Genomic DNA, 22,971 nt, shown 5'->3' with positions numbered 1-22,971 from the left:
GTCAGTTCTCCAGCACCGCGCGCAGGTCCCACAGGGCACGCCAGGTGGCCGACCCCTGCTCGGCGCGTCTGCGCACCGGGCCGTCCCAGTACCCCAGCAGCCGTGCCGCGTCGGCGGGATCGTCCTTGCGGACGACGCCGAGCAGATGGCCGGGCAGGAGGGAGAGCACATCGCGGTCGCCGGGGAAGTAGGCGGCGGCCAGGCCGAGGGAGCCCGCGACGGACACCGCCTCCGCCGTGCTCATCACCGTGGAGGGGCGCTCCACCTCCCAGCCCTCCACGGAGCGGCCGTCGCGCAGGTCCCGGAAGGCGGTGACCAGGGCTTCGAGGACCGCGTCGTCCACCTGGTAGGCGGTGCCCACGCGTTCGACGGCTGCCCGCGACTGGCGCCGTACGAGCGCGGTCTCGGCGTCCACGTCCCCGATGGGGCCCACGGTCTCGAAGTTGAAGCGGCGCTTCAGCGCGGCGGACATCTCCGAGACGCCCTTGTCCCGCAGGTTGGCGGTGGCGATGAGCGTGAACCCGGGGGCCGCGTGCACCTGGGCGCCCTCGCTTCCCGCGAGTTCGGGGACCGCGATCCGCCGCTCGGAGAGCAGCGAGACGAGAGCGTCCTGGACCTCCGGCAGGCAGCGGGTGACCTCCTCGACGCGGGCGACGGCCCCCCGGGTCATGGCGGTGAGTACCGGGGAGGGCACCAGGGCCTGCTCGGTGGGGCCCTGGGCGAGCAGCAGCGCGTAGTTCCAGCCGTACTTGAGCTGGTCCTCGGTGGTGCCCGCGGTCCCCTGCACGGTGAGTGCGCTGGTCCCGCAGACGGCTGCCGACAGCAGTTCGGAGAGCATGGACTTGGCGGTGCCGGGTTCGCCCACGAGGAGGAGCCCGCGCTCCCCGGCGAGGGTGACCACGCACCGTTCGACCAGGGCGCGTTCGCCGACGAACTTCTGCTCGATCACCAGGCGGCGCGGCACCCCGGCACCGGGGGCGGCGCCCTTCGGCAGGCCCAGTGGCTCGCCCGCGCTGCCCGTCACGAAGGTGACGACGGCGCGCGGGGTGAGCAGCCAGCCGGGTGGCCGGGGGCCGGGGTCGTGGGCGGCGAGGAAGGCCAGCTCGGTGGCGTACCGGTCCTCGGGGAGCGTGATCTGGCGGCGCTCCCGGCCGGGCGCCTCCGTCTGGCCCGGGATGCCGCCCTTGGTGGTGCCGTCGGTGGTGGTGGCGCCTTCCGAGGTGGTCGTGGTGGTCGTGGTGTCGTTCGTCATCGACGGCGGCCCTTCCTGGTTGCGCGGGTGTCCAGTTCTTCGAAGGCGGGTGCGTCACCGTCGCGGACCCGTGTCCAGGCGGCCGCATACAGCGCGGGCACGGGGAGGTGGGGCAGGGTCCGGGTGGACCCGGCCACCGGGTACAGGCGTTCCTTCCAGGTCTCCAGCGGCAGTCCGGGGGCTCCGCGTTCCAGCCAGCCGCAGGGGAGGAACAGGGTGCGGCCGGCGCGGGAGCGCTTCGCCTCCACGACGAGGTCGGTGGCGGCGAGTTCCGCCCGGGCCTTCTTGATCCGTGCGGGCTTCCACTCGGTCCAGCGGGCGCAGTTGCGGTCCGTGGGGTCGGGCAGGGCGAGCAGCATCAGGTAGAGGGCGGCGGCGTCCGCGCTCAGGTCGAGGGCGTCCGCGGCCTCGGCCACCAGCTCCGGCACCGCACGCGTCGGGTCCTGGGCCGGGTGGTGCGGGGAGCCGTCGGGGGCGCCCACCGAGGCAAGCGCGTCGGTCTCCTCGCCCAGCAGTGCGCGCAGGGCGAGGAGATCGCCGGTGCCGTGTCTGGCGACGGTGCCCTCGACGAGGCCGAACGCCGGGTCGTCGGGGCCTGCCAGGCCGGCCGGGCGGATCAGCAGCTTCTCCTTGTCGCCGTAACCGGGGGCGAGGAGCAGCGCAGCGCCGGCCCGGACCAGTCCGTCGGCGTCGGCGCCGCCGGACTCGGGGAGCCCGTGGGCGGCGCGGACCGTGGCGCCGATCGGGCCTCCCGTCTCGGTCCAGTGCAGACCGAGGTCCAGCACCAGGTCCGGGTCGGCGAGGCGGCCGCGCAGGGCCGCGAGCCCGACGGGCAGGTGCACCCGCAGGGGGTGTCCGTACGGCAGCGTGTAGGCGAGGGTGTGCAGGGCGGTCAGGGCGGAGGAGACCGTACCGCGTGCGCCCGTCACGCGCGGGCCCGGGCGACCGGTGCCGTCCTGGACGGCGGTGCCATGGGCGAGCCAGGGTCGGGAGCCCGCGTTGAGGACCAGGTCGACGGCGTCCGGGGTGGTGCCCGAGAGGTCGAGCTCCAGTTCCTCGGGGACCCGGGCGAGGGAGGCCAGGTGCTCCTGCCAGACCTCGGCGGCGGCCCGGACGTCGGGGCCGGTGGACCACAGCTCGGCCGTGTCCTCGGGCAGCAGCGCCCGGAGCAGGGCGTGCCGGTCGTCGCGCGGCAGGGCGTCCAGCCGTGCCCCGGCTTCCTCGAAGGCACGTGTCTTCACACCGAGCAGCGCGAGCGCCTCGGCGCCGGGCTCCTGGACGGCCGCCGACAGCAGGGCGGCGGACTGGAGGGGCCCGATTCCGGTGGCGGTGTGGAACGCCTCGGCGGCCTCCGGGCGCCAGGGCGCCGGGCCCCGCTCCCGTACCAGGGCGGTGAGCCGGGTGAGCCGGTCGCGGGCGATGCCCTGCCGGTGAACGCGCTCGCGGTCCAGGGTGAAGCCGGGGACGGGGCCGAAGGCGCCGGTCGGGTCGTGGTCCAGGGCGAGCCAGCAGGCCGCGTCGTCCCGGGTGTTCCGGCCGCGGTCGGCGAGGACGACGACCGTGCGGGCGCCCTTGCGCAGCACCTGGCCGAGGCGGTGCACGGCCTCGGGGCGCCCCCGCCCGGGCGTCGCTCCGCCGAGCGGTTCGACGAGCTCCACCTGCCGGACCGTGCCCGCCGGGTCGGCCAGCGGGCCCGCGGCGAGGGCTTCCAGCAGCACGAGGAGTCCGGTGCGGTGCGCGGCCGAGGTGGTCTCCGAGGCGGCCCGGTAGGCCAGTTCGGGCAGCTTGTCGAGGAGGGAGAGCCAGCTGAGGGAGTCTCCGGGCACGGTGTACTCGTCCCGCTGCCAGCCGTCCACAGGGGTGAACGGGACCTTCGACGGGGTGGGCGGGCCGAACGCCGGCCCGCCGCCGAGAACATGGTTGACGGCGAGGATCTGGCGGATCACGGTCCACCGGTGCCCGCCTCCCCACCAGCTGCCGTGCATCCGCTCGGAGCCCCAGGCGGAGGCGTCCCGCAGCGTCGCGTCGTCGCCGTGCTCGGGCTCGTAGTCGAAGAACATGCCCTTCGTGCGCGCGGTGTCGCGGGGGGTGGCCGGCTCCACGGGCTCGGGCGGTTCCACATACCGGGCGGCGGAGACAGCCCGGTCCACCGCGTTCCGGACGAGCGCGGTGACGCCGGCGAGGAGCCGGGCGTCGGACACCTCGGGCAGCACCCGGGCGGCGGCCTCCTCGGTCAGCTGCCGCGAGGAGGGGCCTGTGTACTCCTCGACGGCCCGGAACGCCTCCAGGTGCCGGGCGACCGCGGCGGCGACCTCGTTGAACAGCTCCTCCGCCCGGGAGTCCGTCAGGTTCCGCAGGGCCAGGGAGCCCCGCTCGTCCCTCGGGCGCAGGGCGTGCCAGTAGGAGACGGGAGGCACATAGGGGGTGCCCGCCGCGTCGTTCCCGCCGGAGGAGTCGGTGGTGACGGACCACAGGCGGCCACCGGTGCCGTCCGTGTCCGCCGGGTGCGCTTCCACGGAGCGGTGGTTCAGGGCCGCTACCAGCCGTGAACCACCGGGCAGTGCGAGGGCGCCGAGCGGCACCGGGGAGCCGCCGCCGGGCAGCGGGTGCGGCAGGGTGACCGTGTGGCCGTCGGGGGTGCCGGCGATGATCCGGTCCCCGTCGGCGGGGGCGGCCGTGCCGGTCTCGGTGACCGTGCGGCGGACCCAGCGGCCGAGGACCGTGCCGTCCGTGCCGAAGGGGGTGGTCTCCAGGCCGGGCTGGAGGGGCAGTACCTGGCAGTGCTCGGCGAGCAGCCGGGCGCCGTCGCGCACCCCGGAGCGTAGGAAGGCGGGGAGGGAGGCGCGACCGTGCGTGCCGCCGGCCGGGTCGTACTCCAGCCACACCCGCTGGGTGCCCTGGTGGCCCTCGCGCCAGTGGCCGGTGCCGTCGGAGATGACGGCGCGCTGGGGCGGGAGGGAGGTGTCGCCCGCGTGAAGGGCCTTGCCGCCCGTGGCGCGGCCGCCGCCGGGCAGCGGCAGGCAGACCTCGTCCGAGGGGCCGGAGCCGCCCCAGCGGGGGAGTTGCTCGCCGCCGACGGTGAAGACCTCGGCGGGGCGGTGCGACCAGTAGCCGCGCTGCTTGCCGTCCTCCCACCAGATGACCAGCAACTCGCCGTCGACGTACCGCAGGGCGATGGTCCGCCAGTGGTCGACAGTGGCGGGCAGCCGCAGGGTGTGCCGCAGCAGAACGCCTTCCGGGCCGACGACGACGGCCCGTTCGAGGGTGTTCAGGATCAGTGCGGGCCAGGCGCCGGTGACGCCGGCGGTCTCCCGCCGGTTGTGTTGCCGGCGCCCGGCGGCCGCGGCCTCGGCGGCCAGTTCGGCGTAGGTCTCGTCGAGCGCGGGCCAGCCCAGTTCGTCGAGGACGCCGGTACGCAGGGTGGCAGCGAGCAGCGGTACGACGTCGTGGCTCTCGATGCGTCGTACGACTTCCGGGGCTACGTCCGCGACCACGGAACGGAACGACGAGAGCCTGTTGAGGGCGGTGCGCAGCCCGGGGAGTCCTCGCGCGGCCGTGTACTCATCGGCGCGGGCGGTCAGCCACTCCCGCAGGATGACGGAGAGCACCGGGTGCGCCACGAGCTTCACCAGGCCGGCGTCGCTCAGGCGCTGGCGGTTTCCGTCGCCCAGGTCGCCGACGTTCCGGCTCAGCAGGGCACGGAAGAACGGACGTCCGGCGACGGCGGTGAGATCACGCGCGCCGGGCGTGGTGTCGGTGAGCCACGGGCCGATCGGGAATCCGAGGGACCGCACGGTCCCCGCGTCCTGGTCGTCCGGCTCGGCGACGGGGATGCCGGAGGCCAGGCAGAGGTCGAGGAGGTCCAGGTCGGCGGTGCGCCGCCAGCGCCCCTGGAACAGTTCGACGGGGTGCCCGTCGGCGCGCAGCCGGTCCGCCATCCGGGCGGCCAGATCGAGGGTCCCCGGGCAGCGGCCCGAGGTGACCCGGCCGCGCCCGCGGTGTGCCTCCCAGCGGGCGAGCCAGTCCGCCGGGGAGACGGACGGGGTACGGAGGGCGGAGAGGGTGGCGGAGTCGGACGTGAGGGCGCCGGAGGGGTCCGGGAGGGCGGTCAGCAGCTCATCGGCGCCGGACTCGGCCAGCAGGGCGAGCCAGGCCGGTCGGCCGTGCGCGTCCCGGCCGCTCTCGCTGAAGGTCTCCGGGAAGAAGCCCAGGAGCCGGGCCCGCACGCCCGCGTCCCGTCGGGCGAGGTCGATGAGTGAGGAGCGGTAGGTCTCCCAGAACGAGGCGGGGGCGCGGACGACTCCCGGCGAGCCGATCAGATCGGCCACCAGTTCGCGTTCGGCGGCCTCGCGGTCCAGCCCGGCGGCCTTGACCAGCGCGCGCACGTCCTGCGGCAGCGCCGCGTACGGCGGCATGCCGGCCGCGCAGCGCTCGACCAGCAGACGGCGGAACTGCGCCCAGGCGTCCGCCGGTGCGAGCCGGGCCACCAAGTCCCGTACGTACTGCCGGAGCGCCTTGACGGTCAGCGCGCCGGCGAGGGCGAACTCCAGGAAGACAGCGCGCTGCCGCTCCTCGTCCACGACCAGCCCGTGCACCCGCTCGGCCTCACGGGCCTTGCCGAAGAAGGAGGCGGCGTAGCTGGTGTTCTCGGCCTGGAGGAAGAGGCGTGCCACCTGCTCGTAGTAGGTGGGAAGGAAGTGGGGCACGGCCCGGCCGAGCCGGGTGCCGAGTGCGTCGAAGCCCTCCTTGGCCGCTCCGGCACGGCTCCTGGCCTGCCGGCCCAGCCGCTCGATGTCCTTGACCAGGGCCAGGGCGTGGTGCCCGTTGGCCGGGTCGTTGACCAGCGCCCAGGCCGGGAAGCCCAGCGTCTCGCGGCGCACCTGACCCACGACGGGGGCATCGGCGGTCCGGGCCAGCCCGAGGAACTCCAGGGCCAGGTCCTCCGCTTCGCCGAGTGTGCCGGGCACGAGGCGGACCACGGGGCGGTCGCCGAGGGCGGTGTGCGTGTAGGTGCGGGCGGTCAGCGCGTCGGCGTCGTCCCGGTCGGTGGTGCCGGCCGGGAGGATCGCGCCGGCGTCCAGCAGGGCTGCCGCGCGGGCCCGGGCGGCGGGGCCGGCGGCGCTCCCGCCCCGGGCCTGGCCGGGAAGCGACGCCGCGTCCGCTGCCGTCGTGTTCGCGTCCGTGTTCGTCGTCGTGATGCTCATGCCGCCCGCTCCTCGTCCTCGACGTCGCGGCCGGCGTAGAGCGCCGCCGCCATCCGCATGCCCTCCGACCACGCCACGGGGCCGACCTCGGCCGCCGTCAGCGCGCGCCCCGCGGGGTCGGTCCAGCCCAGGGGGCCCGTCTCGGTGTCGTACGCGTCGTATCCGTCGTGTTCGCCGATCCAGATGCGTGCCTCGGCGGTGGCGCCGTCCTCGACCACCGGGCAGACCGCGTATCCCCCGCGTGACCGGTACCCGAGCTGAGTGACGCGGCCGTGCAGGAAGCGCAGTTCCTTGAACACGCCGCCGGCGTACGTATCCACGGAGGTGGTCTCCGGGGCGAGGCCCGGCGGACGGTGCCACACCTCGCGGAACAGCTGCTCCACGTTCTGGCGCACTCCCAGCTCGACCGCGAACTCCCGCAGTTCGTCGAGGTCGTCGAGGAGCACGGGATGGGGCACGCTGACCACGTCGGGGGTGATGCGGACCGTGTCGCCGTCCAGGTCGACGAGGCCGAGACCGCGCTCGGGATCGACGTCGCGCAGGAACCCGGCGACCCCGCCGTCCGCGCCGGTGACCACCACGTCCCGCAGGGCCGCCTGCCACGCCGGGTCGGGCCAGACCCTGGCGAGCACGGCTGTGGGAACGGGCAGCGAGCGCACCATCCACTGCTCGACGTCGGTCAGGCACCGGCGTTCGTGCCGCTCCATCCACTCGGTCAACTGCCGGAGACCCACGACCGCCGGATCGTCCTTCAACTTGGCCGGAACGGACTTCAGCCGCCGCCCCTTCCCGTTGCGGCAGACCACCTTGCCCGCCTCCAGAGCGACTTCGTAGTCGCCTGCCGACACCCACCCCATGCGCTGTTCTCCCCTGTTTCCGAACGGCCGCCGAACCGGTGGCACGCTGATGAGACCCGCCGACGGCAACGCACCGTGACGAGTGGAAGAGACTCTAAGCGGCCCCAGTGACAACGGGTTCGGACCCCCTCATCAGCGTCCTGCGGCGGGCGCCCCGGGAGGAGCGCCCGCCGGGGCGCCGAGGTCCGGTCCTCCACGTCGAGGGACCCGCCGGAGCATCGGGCGGAACGTCAGCCGTGAGCGGCGCCGACGGCCGAGGGCACCGCCGATGCCACGGGCGCAACGTCCGGCGTGTGCGGCGCCGACGGCCGAGGGCGCCGAGAGCCTCGACGTCCTCGGTCGGCTGCCGGGCCGAGAAGCTCGCGACGCGCTCGGCCCGGCTGCCCGCGCCGCCCAACGAACAGCGTGCGGCCCGCGCGGGTGCGGTCAGGGAGCGAGTACGACCGTCTTGCCGGGCAGGCGCCCGGCGCCTGCGTCCTCGTGTACGGCGGCCAGTTCGGCCACCGGGCGGTGGGCGGCGACGTGGACGCGGAGCTTGCCGGCATCCACCTTGGCGACCAGCTCGGTCAGCTGGGCTCCGTCGCTGCGGACCCACAGGCTCGCGCTGCGCACGCCCCGGGCGGGGTCTTCCGGGACCGGACCGGCCGTACTGGCGGAGACCCCGCCGTCGGCGACGTAACTCGTCAACTGCGCCAGCTCCTCCGGCGAGACACGAACGTGGTTCACCACGACCTGGAACGGGCCGCCCACGGCGCCCGGGCCCGCGGCGAGGTCGAGGGGGCCGGCGACCCGGTCGGCGCCGTAGCCCCGAAGGCGGTCGGCGTGCCGTGGTGCGTCAACCGCCGTAACGTGCGCCCCCGCGTCGACGGCGAGCTGCACCACGAGACTGCCGACCGCGCCCCCCGCTCCATTGACCAGCACGGTCTGACCGGACTTCAGCTCGGCGAGCTCGAACAGCGTCTGCCAGGCCGCCAGCCCGGTCAGCGGCAGCGCCGCGGCGTCGACCAGCTCGGTCGTCCGGGGCGCTGGGGCGAGCGACTCGGCCCGGACGAGCACGTACTCGGCGGCGCCACCGGCGGAGTCGAGGGGCAGCATCGCCACGACGCGGTCGCCGACCTCCGGGCCGGTCACGTCCGCACCGAGTTCGGCCACGGTGCCCGCCAGGTCGAGCCCCGGAACGTACGGGAAGGCGATCGGGATCATCTCGGCCAGAAGACCGGCGCGGATGTGGTCGTCGACCGGGTTGAACGACGTGGCCGCCACCCGCACCAGCACCTGACCGGCACCGGGGACCGGACGCTCGACGTCCTCGTGGCGCAGGACCTCGCTGCTGCCGAACTCGTGGAAACGTATGGCCTTCATGGCACTTTCCTCCAGGGTGTGTTGACGCCGCCGCCCACGGACGGTGCGGTCGAACGGGACGGTGCGATCGGGCGGGACGGTGCAGCGTTTCGGGGCACTCGGGGTCCGGCGGTCACACGACCGGAACGTCGGCCGGGCTGCTCGCGCGGCCGCCATCGAAAATCAACCCCTTCACTTGCCCGGGAAAGTGTATTCACTTGCCCAGGCAAGTCAGAAAGTAGCCTACAAAGGCTTGCCCAGGCAAGTGATGGAAGTTGCCTGGGCAAGTATGATGAGGCGCATGGACACTCAGTCACCCTGGCTCGACGACGACCAGCAGGACCTCTGGCAGGCGCTCCTCACGGTCGTCATCGCCCTCCCGGCGGCCCTCGACCGTCAGCTGCAGCGAGACGCCGGCATCTCCAACTTCGAGTACGGCGTCCTGGCCCAGCTCTCCATGGCCGACGAGGCCACGCTGCGGCTCAGCGAACTGGCCCGGCTCTGCGACAGCACCCAGCCCCGGCTCTCGAAGGTGATGGACCGGTTCGAGGCCCGCGACTGGGTCGCCCGCCGAACCGACCCCGGCGACGGCCGATACACCCTCGCCTCCCTGACCGACGCCGGCCGGCAGAAGCTCGTCGAGAGCGCACCGGAACACGTCGCGCAGGTGAAGCGACTCGTGTTCGATCCGCTCAGCGCCGCCCAGCGCCGCCACCTCGAAACCGCGCTGACCCGCATCGCCGCCACCGTACGCCGGGAACTCGAAGGAGGCTGAGCACCGGGGCCGCGGCGCCCGCACGGATGTACGCCGGTCCGTGCAGTGCGCTCCTCCTCGCTGAAGAAGGGCGTCTCAGTGGGGAGGGGACGGTCGGCTCATGGAGGGGGTGAAGGTGACCGGGAGGGCTTGGGGGCCACGGAACGTCGGGGCGTAGCCCCAGGCGACCTCGCCGCTCGGGATGTCCAGGGTCAGGTCGGGCAGGCGGCCGAACAACGTGGTGATCGCGATCTCCGTCTCCAGCTTCACCAGATGGCTGCCCAGGCAGGTGTGCGCGCCGTGGCCGAACGCCAGGTGCGGGCGGGCGTCACGGGTGAGGTCCAGGGCGCCGGGGTCGGGGAACCGGTCCGGGTCGCGGTTCGCCGCCGCCAGCGACAGCAGCACCACGTCGCCCTCCGCCACGCGGGTGCCCGCGATCGTCATGTCCTCGCCCGCGTACCGGTACTCCGCCACGTGCGACGGCGAGTCCAGGCGCAGCAGCTCGTTGATCGCCCGGGACCAGTCGATGTCTCCGCCGAGCAGGGCGGCTCGCCGCCCGGGGTGGCCGAGCAGGCGGAGGATGGTGGTCCCGAGGAACTGGATCGTGGTGATGTGTCCGGCGCCGATCAACGTCATGACCATCACCTCCAGTTCGTCCCCAGTCAGTGCGCCCGACTCGATCAACCGCGTCGGCAGGTCGTCCCCCGGGTGCGTCCGTTTGTAGGCCACCAGCTTCCGGACGTAACCCAGCAACTCGGCCAGCTTCGCCTCGTCGCGCGGCTGCTGGAACTTCGCGCAGTACCACAGGTCCAGCACGTCGGCGGCGGGCGCGCGCTCGGCTTCGGGGACGCCGAGCAGGTCGTGCATCACGGCGACCGGGACCTCCCGGGTGTACTCGGCGACGAGGTCCGCGTGCCCCCGCCCGGCGAACGTCTCCACGGCGTGTGCGCAGGTCCGGGCGGTGCGATCGCGCAGGCGGGACACTGCGGCGGGGGTGAACGCCGCGGCGACGAGCCGGCGCAGCCTGGCGTGTCCGGAATCATCGAGATGGGACAGACCGGGCGGGTGCGGGTCGGGGTTGACCGGGGCGCGGCTGCCCAGGCGGCGGTCCGCCAGACAGGCGCGGACGTCGTCGTACCGCGTCACCAGCCACATCCGGCCCGGTACGTGCGGGCCGCCGACGGGGCAGACCGGTTCGTGCTCGCGCAACCAGGCGTAGCCCGGGTACGGGTCGGCCGTCACGACGGCCGGCCGGCGATCAGCAGCTTCTCCAGCGGGGACGCGGTGAGCCGCACGACCCGCGTCTCGGTGAGCCCGGCCTCGCCCAGCCATGCCGCGAGGTCGGTGTAGCGGTGCACGCCGCCGGCGTGGCCCTGCCACAGGGTCAGGTCGAACATGGCGAGGTACCCGCCCGCGGCCGGGCCCAGTTCGGCCGGTGGTTCCCGGTCGTGGTCGAGGATGACGATGCTTCCGGTGGGGGACAACGATTTCGCCGCACGCCGGAACAGCTCGCGGCATTCCTCGGGGCGGTGGCCGTGCAGGACGTTGAACAGCAGCACCAGGTCGTGCCCGGAACCCAGGTCGTCGGTGAGGTAGTCGCCCGCCCGCCCCGTCACCTGGTCCGGCGGGGCGTCCTCGCGGAGGGCCGTGATCGTCTCGGGCCGGTCGAAGACGGTGACCCGCACGTCCGGGCGACGGCGGCACAGTTCGACGGCGTGGTCGCCGTGGCCGCCCCCGATGTCCAGGACGCTCGCCGCGGGAGGCAGCGCGGCGGCGATGTCGTCGGCCAGGTCCACGGCGGCGGCGGCGAGCATCCGGCGCAGGCGGGCGCCGGAGGCGGGGCGCTCCAGCCAGCTGTAGAAGCCGCGGCGGGGCGTGCCGGTACGGATGGTGTCCTCGATGTCGGCCCAGTGCTCGAACAGGACCTCGTGCCAGAACAGTTCGGCGTCCACCGGGCCGGGCTTCGCGACGGCCGCGACCCCGTCCTCGTCGTGCCGCAGGTAGCCGAAGGTCACCAGGACGTTCACCAGGCTGCGCACCCCGGCCGGGTCACCGCCGATCGTGGTGGCCAGCTCCCCCACGGGCAGCGGGCCGGCTTCCAGCGCGGTGAACACCCCGAGCCGAACGCCGGCGATCATGGCCCGGTACCCGGCCGCGGCGAGTCGGTCCAGTACCGGAGCCGGGACACCAGAGGATTCTTCGGGCAAGGGCATGATCATCCACTTCCGGAAAGCGCGCCGGCACCGGTGAGGAAGTCCAGGTGCCTGCGCAGCATTCGCTCGTCGGCCGGGGGGAACCCCACTCCCGCCCCGGCCGCGGCGGCCCAGGTGCGGGAGCAGTCGAACCGCGGGTGCGGTCGGGGGCGTTCGGGCAGGGAGAAGGCGAGCGGGGCGAAGGGCCCGGCCGGGTCGGCGAGCATCCGCTCCCGCCATCGGTGGTACGGCACCACCTCGACCGGGTGACCGGCCGAGGTGAGAGCGGCGGCGAGGGCGGCACGGGTGAGGCCGCCGTCGCCGTGGTAATGGTGGTCCCGGCCCATGTGGTTCGGGGCCTGTGAGAGCGCGACGATCGCCGCGGCCACCGTGTCGACGGGCACCATGTCCAACACCTCCGCGGTGTCCGGGACGGCGCCGGCGGCGACGCATCCGGTGAGCCAGCGGCTGAACGCGGAGCGCGGGTCGGCGGCGCCGGTGGCGGTGTCGCCGACGATGGCCGCGATGCGGTGGATCGAGACGGGCAGACCGTGGCCGCGGGCGGCGACGGCCATGGCGTCGGCCACCCATTTACTGAGGTCGTAGCCGCTGGTGAGGCCGCTCGGGTCGGTGGGAACGTCGGCCTCGGTGACGACGCGGCCGTCGTGGGCGTCACCGAGGAAGACGCCGAGGGTAGAGATCAGGTGCAGCGGGGCGCCGCCGGCGCCGGCCAGGCGCAGGATCGCCGCGGTGGCGTCGACGTGGGCGGGTTTGAGGGCGTCGTAGGACGCGGTGAAGTGCGGAACGGCGGCGTTGTGGTAGATCGCGTCCACGGTCGTGAGGGTGTCGTGATCCTCCGTGGACAGACCGAGGCCGGGAGCGGTCAGGTCGCCGGGGACCGGGATCACGCGGTCGGTGACCGGCAGCCGATCGATCGAACCCTGGCGGACGAGGCAGTGGACCTCGGCGTCGGTCCGGGCCAGGAGCTGGTCGAGGAGGTGGCGGCCGAGAAAGCCGGTGGCACCGGTGAGCAGGATCCGGCACGGCGTGCCGGCCGAGGGGATCCCGGGTGCGTGGACGGTACGCAGACGGATCTCGGGTGGGGGGACGGTACGCAGACGGATGTCGGGTGGGGGGACGGCGTCGGCACGCAACCGGTCGACCGTGGGCAGGTCCGCCGGGGCGCCGTCGTCGATGGCCGCCGCGAACGCCGCCACGGTGGGGGCGGTGAACAGTGTGCGCATCGGCACCGTGACGCCCAGGCGGTCGCGGACGGCGGCGAGGACGTGGGCGGCGATGAGCGAGTGCCCGCCGATGGCGAAGAAATCCGCGGCGCGGTCCACCTCGGACCGGTCGAGAACGGTGGCCCAGATGGTGGCGACGGCTCGCTCGGTGGCGGTCCGGGGCGGATCCACCGGGACGGAGGGGGTGGTGGGTGGCTCGGGGAGGGCTGTTCTGTCGACCTTGCCGGTGCTTGTGGTGGGAAGGGCGTCGAGGACGACCACGGTGTCCGGCACGAGATGCGCGGGCAGGCGGTCGGCGCAGAAGGCGCGCAGACCGGGAACGTCCGGGACGGCGACCCGCGAGTCGAGGGTGGTCGGGGCGGGAGTGTTCCCGGTGGGTGCGGTCGAGGCCGGACCGGAAGCACTCCCGGTGAGCGCCGCCGAAACCGGACCGGAAGCACTCCCGGTGAGCGCCGCCGAGGCCGGACCCGGAGCGCTCCCGGTGAGTGCCGTCGGGGCCGGGACGCCGACGTAGCCGATGAGACGGTCCCCTCTGGCCACCACCACGGCCTCCGCGACGGCCGGGTGGGCGGCGAGCACGGCCGCCACCTCCCCCGGCTCCACCCGGTTGCCGCGGATCTTCACCTGGTCGTCGGCCCGGCCGACGAACTCGAGCGTGCCGTGCCGGTTCAGCCTCGCGAGGTCGCCGGTCCGGTACATGCGGGCGCCGGGGCGGTCGCCGTACGGGTCGGCGAAGAACGCCGCGGCGGTCGCGGCCGGGTTTCCCCGGTACCCCCGGGCGGGCGCCCGCCCTCCGATGTAGACCTCACCGACCACGCCGACGGGTACCCGGCGCAGAGCCCGGTCGAGGAGGTGGACGCGGACGTGTCGCAACGGGCGGCCGATTGGCAGTCGGGAGGGGTGCTCGCGGCCGTCGACGGTGCGGTGGCTGGTCGCGCAGACGGTGGCTTCCGTCGGGCCGTAGTGGTTGTGGAGGGGAATGCCGTGCTTCGCCCACGCGCGGACGGTCGCCGCCGGGACGATGTCGCCGCCGACCATCATGAACTCCAACGGCAGGCGTTCCCCGGCGAGATCAGCCACCCAGCGCTGCCAGAGGGGGGCCGCCGTGTCCACCGCGGAGACCCGGTGCTCGACGCAGAGCCGGAGGAGGTCCGGTCCGGTGAGGCCGCCCGGGTCGGGGTGGATGACCAGGGTGGCCCCGGCCGCGAGGACCGGGAAGATGTCGCCGAACGCGGCGTCGAAGTGCGGGGGCGGAACCATGAGGAGGCGGTGCGCGGCGGTGAGGCCGTGTTCGGCGATGAACGCGGTGGTGAGGTTGAGGAGCGTGTCGTGCTGTACCTCGACGCCCTTGGGTTCGCCGGTGGAGCCGGAGGTGTGGACGACGTAGGCGAGCTGGGACGGGTGGAGGGGCGTCGGTTCGTGGCGGCCGGTGGCGGGGAGGGCGTCGCGGGTCAGGACGGTCCTCGCACCGCTGGCGGTGATCAGGGCACGTTGGCGGGAGGGCGGCTGGGCGGGGTCGATGGGGACGAAGCATCCGCCCGCCTTGAGCACGCCGAGGATCGCGATGATCGCGTCGGCGCTGGACGGGATGGTGATCGCGACCGGGTCCTCGCTCCGGATGCCGGCCTCGCGCAGGTGGCGGGCGACCGCTGAGGATCCGCGGTCCAGGTCGCGGTAGGTGAGGGGGGTGGCGGCGAGGTCGAGGACGGCGATGGCGTCAGGAGTCCGGGCGATCCGGGCCGCGATCAGGTCCACGACGGTCGTGGCCGCCGGTCGCGCGGGGGCGGCCGGGCCGGTAAACGGCGTGTCCGGTCCACCGGCAGCGGTCAGGCCGGTGCACGGCGGCGTGTCCGGTCCACCGGGAAAGGCCGGGCCGGTGCACGGCGGCGTGTCCGGTCCACCGGGAAAGGCCGGCTCGGACCGATTGCCGAGGGCGGTGTGGACGGCGTTGTCGGCCGGCGACAACAGGTCCAGGTGGGACAGGGGCAGACCGGGGTCGCGGGCCACGGCCTCCATGACCGCCAGCACCTGGTCGGCGATCCTGGTGATCGTGTCCGCCTCGTACCGGTCGGTGCGGTAGTCGATCAAGGCGTGCCAGTCGCCCTCGCGTTCCCTGAAATGGAGGGTGAGGTCGAAACGGCTGGTGGCACGGTCGATCGGCAGCGGGGTGGTGGTCAGGCCGGTGAGGGCGACGGGGGCCTGCTCGCGGTTGAGGACCAGCATCGTCCGGAACACGGGGTGGTCCTCCCGGGGGGTGGGGACCGTGGTGAGGATGTCGGCCAGGGAGATGTCGGCGTGGTCCATCGCGTCGGCCACCACCCCGGTGGCGTCGGCGAGCAGGTCGCGAGGGGTGGCTCGGCTGTTCGTGCGGAGCCGGAGCGGGAGGGTCGTGACGAACATGCCGACCACGTCGTCCCAACCGGTCGGGCGGGTGCTGACAGGGGCGCCGACGACGAGGTCCACGCCGCCGTCCCGGGTGGAGGAGACGATGGCGTAGACGGCGAGGAGGCCGGCGAAGGTGGTGGCCCGCTCGCCCCGGCACCAGGTGGCGAAGCGGCGGGCGAGCCCGGCCGGGACGGTGAACCGGTGGGTGGCGCCGGGGGCGGCGCCCGCGCGGCGGGGGCGAGCCGGGGCCGGGCCGGACTCCGGGGGCGGCGGTCCGCCCGGCGTGGGAGCCCAGGCCGGGCCGTACGGGTGGTCCGGCAAGGGTCCGGAGGCAGGTGGGGCGTCACGGAGTGTTTCGGCCCAGAACGCGGTGGTTCGTCGCCGTGGACCCACGGCTGCCGGCACGGGGACGAGTGGTCCCGGCGCGCCGGTTCCCCTGCTGAGCGCGGCCTGCGGCCCCTGGACGTCCGTGGCACCGGGCAGGGGCGAGGAGATCGGATCCGCGGTGGTCAGGGTCGCCAGCAGGATCGCCATCGATGTGTCGTCGCAGATGATGTGGTGAGCCGTGATCGTCAGGAGATGCGTCGTGGGGGCTGTTCTGATCAGGTGGGCCCGCACCAACGGGCGGCGCGTCAGGTCGAAGGGGTGGTCGGCGTCCCGGGCGGCCAGGCGTTCGGCCTCCGGCCACGGGTCCGCGTGGACGCTCAGGTCGGTGGTGCGCCAGGCCCGCGCCGGCAGTTCGTCCGTGTAGGGCGCCGCGATCAGCAGCGGGGTGTCGTCATGGACGACGATCGCCGATCGCAGGGCGGGATGGGTGGCCAGGGTGTGGGCGAACCTGGCGCGCAGGTCCGCCTCGTCGAGCGCGCCCTCCAGCCGGACGGCGGCGTGCACGACGTAGGCGCCGTTGTCCTGACCCGTCTGGTGGATGATCCAGAGTCCGTGCTGCGGGCCGGAGAGCCGCCCTGGTGAAGCGGGCACCGACCCGGAGTCGTCCGGAATGCCGGGATTCTCCAGGCCCGCATCGATCGCGCCGGCCAGGGCGGCGACGGTGGGGTTGGCGAACAGGGTTCTGATCGTCACCTCCACGCCTACCGCCGCCCTGATCCTGGCAACGGCCTTCGCCGCCGCCAGGGAGTGGCCGCCGGACAGGAAGAAGTCGTCGTCACGGTTGACCGGGCGAGCCAGCAGGCGGGCGAAGATCTCCGCGAGCGTGGTCTCCAGGCCCGGGTGGGGGGCAGGGGCGATGACGTCCGCCGCCGGTGGGGGCAGAGCGCGTACGTTGAGTTTTCCGGCGCTGGTCAACGGGAACGCGTCCACGGTCACCATCGCCGACGGCACCAGGTAGGCGGGGAGGACACGGCTCAGCCGCTCCCGCACCCTCGCCCAGCGGGGACGCCCCGCGGCCGGGATCACGTAGGCCACCAGGCGGTCGCCGTCCCCGGCCACGCGGGCGTCGGCGACCTCCGGGTCCGTGCGCAGCGCCGCCTCCACCTCGGCCGGTTCCACCCGGTGACCCCGTACCTTGAGCTGCGCGTCCACCCGCCCGACGAACTCCACGAGACCGTCCGGCCGGCGCCGCGCCAGGTCGCCCGTCGCGTACATGCGCGCGCCGGAGACCGGTGAGAACGGGTCGGCGACGAACCTCGTCGCGGACCGGCCGGGTGCGCCGAGATAGCCGCGCGCCAACGGGAAACCACCCAGGTACACCTCGCCGACCACGTCGTCGTCGACCGGTCGCAGGCCCGCGTTCAGCAGATGCACGGCCACACCGTCGAGCGGGTCGCCGATGCCGAACCGGCCGCCTCCGTGCACCCGTTCGGCGGTCGACCAGATCGTCGTCTCGGTCGGGCCGTACGCGTTCCACAGCGCGGCCCCGCCCAGCGACCCGGCGAGCTCCGGCGTCAGCACCTCCCCGATCGACACGCGGACCCGCACGCACTCCGGCACGCCCCCGGCCGCCGCCAGCACCGCCCACACCGACGGGGTGACCTGGACGACCGTGACCGCCTCGGCCCTCAGTCGCCGCGCCAGCGCGGGACCGTCGCCGACGGTCTCCGGCGGTATCGGCGCCACCCGGGCGCCCACCGTCAGCGGCGCCACGAGTTCCCACACCGAGATGTCGAACGCCGGGGAGGTCATGGCCGCCACCACGTCGCCGGCGGCCAGCCCCACCAACGCCGTCGACCGGGCCAGCATCCCGGCCACCGCCCGGTGCGGCACGCCCACCGCCTTCGGGCGGCCGGTCGACCCGGACGTGTGGAACACGTACGCCAGTGACTCGGGGGCGATTGCGGGTTCGACGCGCTCGAACTCCTCCGGCAGGTCCGGGAGCCCGGTCAGCACGACGCGGGCGGCCCCGGTGACGGCCCGACGCCTCGGCTCGGGCCACAGCGGTTCCACCGGCACGTACACCGCGCCCGCCCGCCAGATCCCGAGGATGGCCACCACCAGGTCCGTGCCGCGCGGCAGGTCCACCGCGACCCACACCTCCGGCCCGGCGCCCTTCGCCCGCAGCACCGAGGCCAGTGCCGCCGAACGGCGCTCCAGCTCGGCGTAGGACAACTCCCCCACCGCGAGGCCGTCCGCGCCGAACCGGATCAGCTCCAGCACGGTCGACGGCGCCGGAGCACCGGCCGGCCCGGCCACCGACGCGGCGACCGGAGTCCCCGCCGTCAACGCCGACAACCGGCGATCGGGGTCGGCGCACGCACGGTCCAGCAGGGCCAGCAGCCGCCCGGCGACACCGTCGACCGTCTCACCGTCGAACAGATCCGTGTCGTGCTCGGTGACCACGGCCATCTCCGTGCCGCCGGACTCCACCATCACGGTGAGGTCGACGTCGGCCGTGCCCGTGTCTGGCGTCATCCGCTCGGCCCGCACGCCGGGGAGCACCAGCTCGGGTGGGTCCTGCATCACGATGTGCGCCTGGCACAGCGGCGCGTGGCTCGGGTCGCGGGAGGCGCCGACCGCCTCGACGATCCGGTCGAAGGGGACCGCAGCGCCGCCCAGTCCCGCCGCTACCGCGCTGCGGGCCCTGGCCACCAGTTGGCGGAACGTCGGATCGCCGCCGATCCCCATCCGCAGCGGCACCGGGTTCACGAACATTCCGACGACGTCGGCGAACTCCGGGCCCGGCCGCCCGGACACCAGGGTGGCGACCACTACGTCGTCCTGACCCGCCGTCGTGCCCAACGTGGCGGCGTACGCGGCCTGCAGCACGACGAACCGGGTGGCGCGGGTGGCGCGGGCGAGCGCGTCGACCCGCGCGGTGAGACCCGCGGGGACGGCGTGGCGGCGCAACTCGCCCCGGAAGGCGCGCATCCTCGGGCGGGGCCGGTCGGTGGGCAGGGTGAGCAGGTCCGGCACACCGTCCAGATCGGACGCCCGGCGGGACGGGTCGTGGTCGATGATGTCCGGCGGCGCTCCGGGATCCGGCAGTGGCCGGGCCGGGTCGGCGTACAGGGCGCTGATCTCTGCGCACAGCACCGACAGTGACCTGCCGTCGACGACCGCGTGATGCGTGTTGATCACCAGGATGTGGTCGGTCGGCGTGATCCGGCCCAGGCGGATCCGGAACAACGGCCCGGTGCGCAGGTCGAACGGTTCCCGTGCGGCTTGCGCCGCGAACGACTCAACGTCCGCGGCCGGCACTGTACGTATGACGACGTCCGCGGCGCCCACCGGACCCGCCCGTCCGACCGGCTCGCCGTCGACCTCGTCGCATGTGGTGCGCAGCACCGGGTGGCGGGCCACCACCAGATCCGCCGCGCGCCTGAGCGCGTCCACCGACACCGGGCCGGCCAACCGGAACACCGCCGGGTTGTTGTGCAGGGGCGCGCCGTCGGCGAACGCCTCCAGGAACCACAGGCGCCGGGCCCCGGGCGGGAGCGGAACCGTCATCGGCCCGCTCCCCGGTCTCCGAACCGCCGCTGGTATGAGGCCAGTTGCTCCGGGTCGGCCCGTAGGAACGGCGCGTCGGCGGACACCATGTGCCGCACCGCCAGCAACGGCAGCGGGCTGCGCATCGGCCGGAAGTCGGCGTTCCAGAGACCAGGTGCGGACGGAGGTCCCGGGTGGAACTCTCCGATCATCAGGCCGCGTTCCACGAACCCGGGCTTCAGCTCCCGCTGCGTGCGGTCGATCTCCCCGGGCGGGACGTCCGGCAGCACCACCAGGACCGTCCGGTATCTGGCCCCCGGCCCCTCACGCGGAGGCAGGTCGGGGAACCAGTCGCGGTAGGCGGCCATCACCGCCCGCAGGTCCGGCCGGCCGGGGTGTACGGCGAGGAAGAGTCCGCCCCGTTCCAGCGCGCGGGCCGTGTACGGGCAGACGTCGCCGCCCCGTCCCAGATCGGGGTGCGGTCGGCACAGGTAGGACCGCGCCCACGCCAGCACCACCTCGGCGGCGGCAGGCAGGTCCGGGTGGTCCGGCTCGAACAGCGCGACGTCACCCGCCGGGTGGCTCAGCATCTCCCGCTCCGCTTCCGCCGCGCCGCAGCGAGCAACGTGACCGCGCCGAGCCCGGCGAGTCCACCGAGGAGGCGGTCCTGGCGGCGGGCCCGGGCGAGCGCGTCGCCGTACGGGAGGCTGCTGTGGCTGATCATCGCGTACAGCGTCCGCCACCCCGGTAACAGGCGGCCGAGCTCGAAGTCGATCCGTTTGCGGGCCCGGAACGCCGGTGACCGCACCCGGTCGCGCAGCTCCACGAAGTTGCGCGCGGACAGTTCGGCGAGCACGTCGGTGTGCGGGCGGCGGCGGGACTCGAACGCGGCGAGCGCGTCGCCCGGGGCGTGCTCCGCGAGACACGCGTCGAGCACCGCGCAGTCCTCGAACGCGGCGTTCATCCCCTGGCCGTAGAACGGGAACACGGCGTGCGCGGCGTCGCCGACGAGGACGACACGGTCGTGCTGCCACGGGGCGGTACGCACCGAGACCAGGGTGCCCGGTTCGTGCGCGAGGAACTGCGTGACCAGGTCCGGCACCAGATCGGTCAGGTCGCCGAACTCCTCGGCCAGGAACGCTCCGGCCCGCGCCGGGTCGCGCAGCCCCGAGAACCCGGTGTCGCCGTCGAACGGCAGGAAAACGGTGCCGGTCAGCGATCCGTCCGGGTTGGGGTGTGCCACCACCAGTCCCCGTCGGCCGGGCCACACGTGCAACGCCTCCGGTCGGTCGACGGCCGGGATGGTGAACTCCCGGTAGCCCCAGTCCAGGTGCGTCTGGTGGAACTCGGCGCGCACCCGGCGGTGCAGGTGCGTGCGCACGGTCGAGTACGCGCCGTCCGCGCCCACGACGAGATCCGCCGAGAACGTCCGGGCGGGGGTCAGCACCTCGGTACCGGTCAGTCCGGTGACGCGGTGCCCGAACCACAGCCGCACCCGGGGAACCGACGCGGCGGCGTCGAGCAGGGTGATGTTGAGGTCGTGGCGGCGGACCGAGTGCAGCACCTCGGTGTCGTCCGCGCCGTAGGGCTGGTAGCTGACCCGGCCGCTGTGGTGGACGATCCGCCCCCGCATGGGAACGGCTTTGGCCAGGGCCTCCTCCAGGAGGCCGATGTCGCGCAACGCCGCCCGCCCGCGTTCGGACAGCCCGACGCTGATCGATCCGGCGTCCGGGCCGTTCGTGCCGCGTGGGTCGCCGCGCCGCTCCACCACGTCCACCCGGTGGCCGCGGCGTGCCAGCCGGATCGCCAGCATCGTTCCGGCCATACCCGCCCCGACTATGACGACGTTCATGTCCGGCCCCGGGCCGAGTCCACCGGGGTCACCGGGGTCACCGAGGTCTCCGAGTCCACCGGGGCCGCCAGGTCCGTCGGGTCCGTCGGGTCCGTCGCGGAGAGGGCTTCGGCGAGTTCGGCGGGGGTGGAGGCGTCGAACACGGTGGCGACGGACGCTTCCACGGCCAGTTCGAGCCGGATCCGGCTGACCAGCGCGGTGGCCATGAGCGAGGTGCCGCCGAGGGCGAAGAAGTCGTCGTCCGGCGCGACCGAGTCCACCGACAGCACCTCGGCGAACAGCCGGGCGAGGTCGTCGGCGAGAGCGCCCGACGCCCGCGTCGCGGGCTCCGCGAACGCGGCCCGGTCCAGTTTCCCGTTGGGGGTCAACGGGAAATGCCCGACCACCTCGATCAGATCCGGGACGAGGTGGGCCGGCAGCCGCTCGGCCAGGTGCGCGCGGAGGTCCGGCACGCTCTCGCCGCGCGGCACCACATAGCCCACCAGGTAGGCGCCGAGCGGTCCGGGGCGGGCGACGACCGCCGCCCGCGCCACCGCCGGGTGAGCGCCGAGCGCGGCCTCCACCTCGGCCGGTTCGACCCGGTGGCCGCGGATCTTCACCTGATCGTCGGCCCGGCCGAGGAACAGCAGGTCGCCGTCGGGCAGCACGCGGACCAGGTCGCCGGTGCGGAACATACGCGCCCCGGGCGGCCCCCACGGGTCGGCGACGAACCGTTGCGCGGTCGGCCCGGGGCAGCCGAGGTAGCCGCGCGCGACCCCGGCGCCGCCGATGTACAGCTCGCCCTCCGCGGCCGGGGCGCACTTCTCGTCCAGCACCCGTAGTCCGGTGCCGGGGATCGCCGCCCCGATCGGCACCACCGGGCTGTCGGTGAGCGGCGCGCTCATGGTGGCGCACGCCGTCGTCTCGGTCGGGCCGTAGGCATTGATCATCCGGCGGCCGGGGGACCATCTCGCGACGAGGTCCGGGCCCGGGGCCTCCCCCGCGACGATCAGGCAGGCGACCGAGGGCAGCGCCAGGTCCGGCTGGGTGGCGAGCGCGCTCGGCGGCATGCACACGTGGGTGACGCCGTGCTCGGCGATGAACCGGGCGAACGGTTCGCCGGGCGGAAGGCCTTCGGGCGGCGCGAGAACGAGCGTGGCCCCGGTGAGCAGCGTCATGCACAGGTCGGCGACGGCCACGTCGAAGCCGACCGACGCGTACTGCAACACCCGGGCACCCGGTCGGGCGCCGAAGCGTTCCCGTTGCGCCGCGACGAGATGAGCGATCCCCGCGTGGGGAACGACCACGCCCTTGGGTTCTCCGGTCGAGCCGGAGGTGTAGATGACATAGGCGGCGCACGCCGGATCGGGTTCCGCCGCCGGGGCGGCGGACGCCTCGGCGGCCTCCAGCACCCGCAGCTCCCCCGGTGTCAGCACCAGGGCGGGGCGGGCGTCGGCGAGCAAGGCGGCCACCCGGTCCGGCGGTTGGGCAGAGTCGACCGGCAGGTACGCGGCTCCCGCGGCGAGCACGCCGACGACGGCCACCACCATGTCCGCGCCGCGCGGGATCACGACGGCGACGATGTCGTCCGGCCCGATCCCGCGGTCCCGCAACCCGCCGGCCACCGCGGAAGCACGGGCGTCGAGCTCACCGTAGGAGAGCGTGCCGTCAGCGGTGACCACCGCGATCGCCTCCGGGGCCCGGGCGACCTGGCGACGGAACGCCCCCACCATCGTCCCGGCCGGTAGGGAATTCACCGTATCTATTCGCGCGTCCACTGCCGTTTCACACTCCGTGACCCACGGAAATCTATGAGAGAGAACGGGGGAACTCTGTCTCATAAAGCAGATCGGTGTCAACGAGGTCGACGAGGCGCTTACCTCGACGCTAACCCGAAGCGCCGGCCGGGGCGATTATGAGAACTTGCTAAGGAAATCTTCGTCTCGTCGGCCTGTTCAGTGCCATAATCTGGCCAGTATCTTGTAGCCGCTTCCCGAGATCTGATCAGTCACGCTCTGCCGAGCGTGACCGC

The 22,971-nt window shown here is 74.1% G+C and carries 11 protein-coding genes; 1 reads left to right on the top strand and 10 read right to left on the bottom strand.

What is annotated here, in order from left to right; genetic code table 11:
* Position 1: 1 nt before the first annotated feature.
* The 4 genes from D581_RS0101715 to D581_RS0101700 all read right to left on the bottom strand — a co-directional run bounded on the left by D581_RS0101715 (position 2) and on the right by D581_RS0101700 (position 8,675).
* Positions 2 to 1,252 (bottom strand): ATP-binding protein, encoded by a 1,251-nt coding sequence (locus tag D581_RS0101715; protein ID WP_018955497.1) that lies wholly within the window; start codon positions 1,250 to 1,252, stop codon positions 2 to 4.
* Positions 1,249 to 6,456 (bottom strand): hypothetical protein, encoded by a 5,208-nt coding sequence (locus D581_RS0101710; protein WP_018955496.1) that lies wholly within the window; start codon positions 6,454 to 6,456, stop codon positions 1,249 to 1,251. The genes D581_RS0101715 and D581_RS0101710 overlap by 4 nt, the downstream gene beginning before the upstream one ends.
* A complete protein-coding gene (locus tag D581_RS0101705; RefSeq protein ID WP_018955495.1) occupies positions 6,453 to 7,313 on the bottom strand; it encodes a DUF4132 domain-containing protein in 861 nt (286 codons plus the stop codon). Before D581_RS0101705 ends, D581_RS0101710 begins: the two co-directional genes overlap by 4 nt.
* A gap of 426 nt (positions 7,314 to 7,739) precedes the next feature.
* On the bottom strand, positions 7,740 to 8,675 hold the full coding sequence (locus tag D581_RS0101700) for an NADP-dependent oxidoreductase (protein ID WP_018955494.1): 936 nt from the start codon (positions 8,673 to 8,675) through the stop codon (positions 7,740 to 7,742).
* Between the two features lie 280 nt (positions 8,676 to 8,955).
* On the opposite strand from D581_RS0101700, the gene D581_RS0101695 reads away from it, so the two are divergent.
* The gene (locus D581_RS0101695) at positions 8,956 to 9,429 is read left to right on the top strand and encodes a MarR family transcriptional regulator (RefSeq protein WP_018955493.1); all 474 of its coding nucleotides are present in this window, start codon (positions 8,956 to 8,958) and stop codon (positions 9,427 to 9,429) included.
* A gap of 75 nt (positions 9,430 to 9,504) precedes the next feature.
* Here D581_RS0101695 and D581_RS0101690 read toward each other — a convergent pair whose 3' ends face one another.
* From D581_RS0101690 to D581_RS0101665, 6 genes are read right to left on the bottom strand one after another with little or no spacing between them, the layout of a single operon-like run.
* Complete coding sequence (locus tag D581_RS0101690) at positions 9,505 to 10,650, bottom strand: cytochrome P450 (protein WP_018955492.1); 1,146 nt, start codon at positions 10,648 to 10,650, stop codon at positions 9,505 to 9,507.
* A complete protein-coding gene (locus D581_RS0101685) occupies positions 10,647 to 11,621 on the bottom strand; it encodes a methyltransferase (protein WP_486585779.1) in 975 nt (324 codons plus the stop codon). Before D581_RS0101685 ends, D581_RS0101690 begins: the two co-directional genes overlap by 4 nt.
* A 2-nt stretch (positions 11,622 to 11,623) precedes the next feature.
* Positions 11,624 to 19,129 carry a non-ribosomal peptide synthetase gene (locus tag D581_RS0101680; protein WP_018955490.1) on the bottom strand — a complete coding sequence of 2,502 codons (7,506 nt, stop codon included), beginning with the start codon at positions 19,127 to 19,129 and terminating at the stop codon, positions 11,624 to 11,626.
* Positions 19,126 to 19,698, bottom strand: a complete 573-nt coding sequence (locus tag D581_RS0101675; protein WP_018955489.1) for a DUF6875 domain-containing protein — start codon at positions 19,696 to 19,698, stop codon at positions 19,126 to 19,128. Before D581_RS0101675 ends, D581_RS0101680 begins: the two co-directional genes overlap by 4 nt.
* Positions 19,692 to 20,960, bottom strand: coding sequence for an FAD-dependent oxidoreductase (locus tag D581_RS0101670; RefSeq protein ID WP_026290082.1), 1,269 nt, complete (start codon positions 20,958 to 20,960; stop codon positions 19,692 to 19,694). The genes D581_RS0101675 and D581_RS0101670 overlap by 7 nt, the downstream gene beginning before the upstream one ends.
* Complete coding sequence (locus tag D581_RS0101665) at positions 20,957 to 22,672, bottom strand: non-ribosomal peptide synthetase (protein ID WP_018955487.1); 1,716 nt, start codon at positions 22,670 to 22,672, stop codon at positions 20,957 to 20,959. Before D581_RS0101665 ends, D581_RS0101670 begins: the two co-directional genes overlap by 4 nt.
* Positions 22,673 to 22,971 lie beyond the last annotated feature (299 nt).

Source organism: Streptomyces sp. CNB091 (assembly GCF_000377965.1).
The sequence above is the reverse complement of the archived record's forward strand: the minus strand, read 5'-3'. Positions and strand labels throughout refer to the sequence as shown.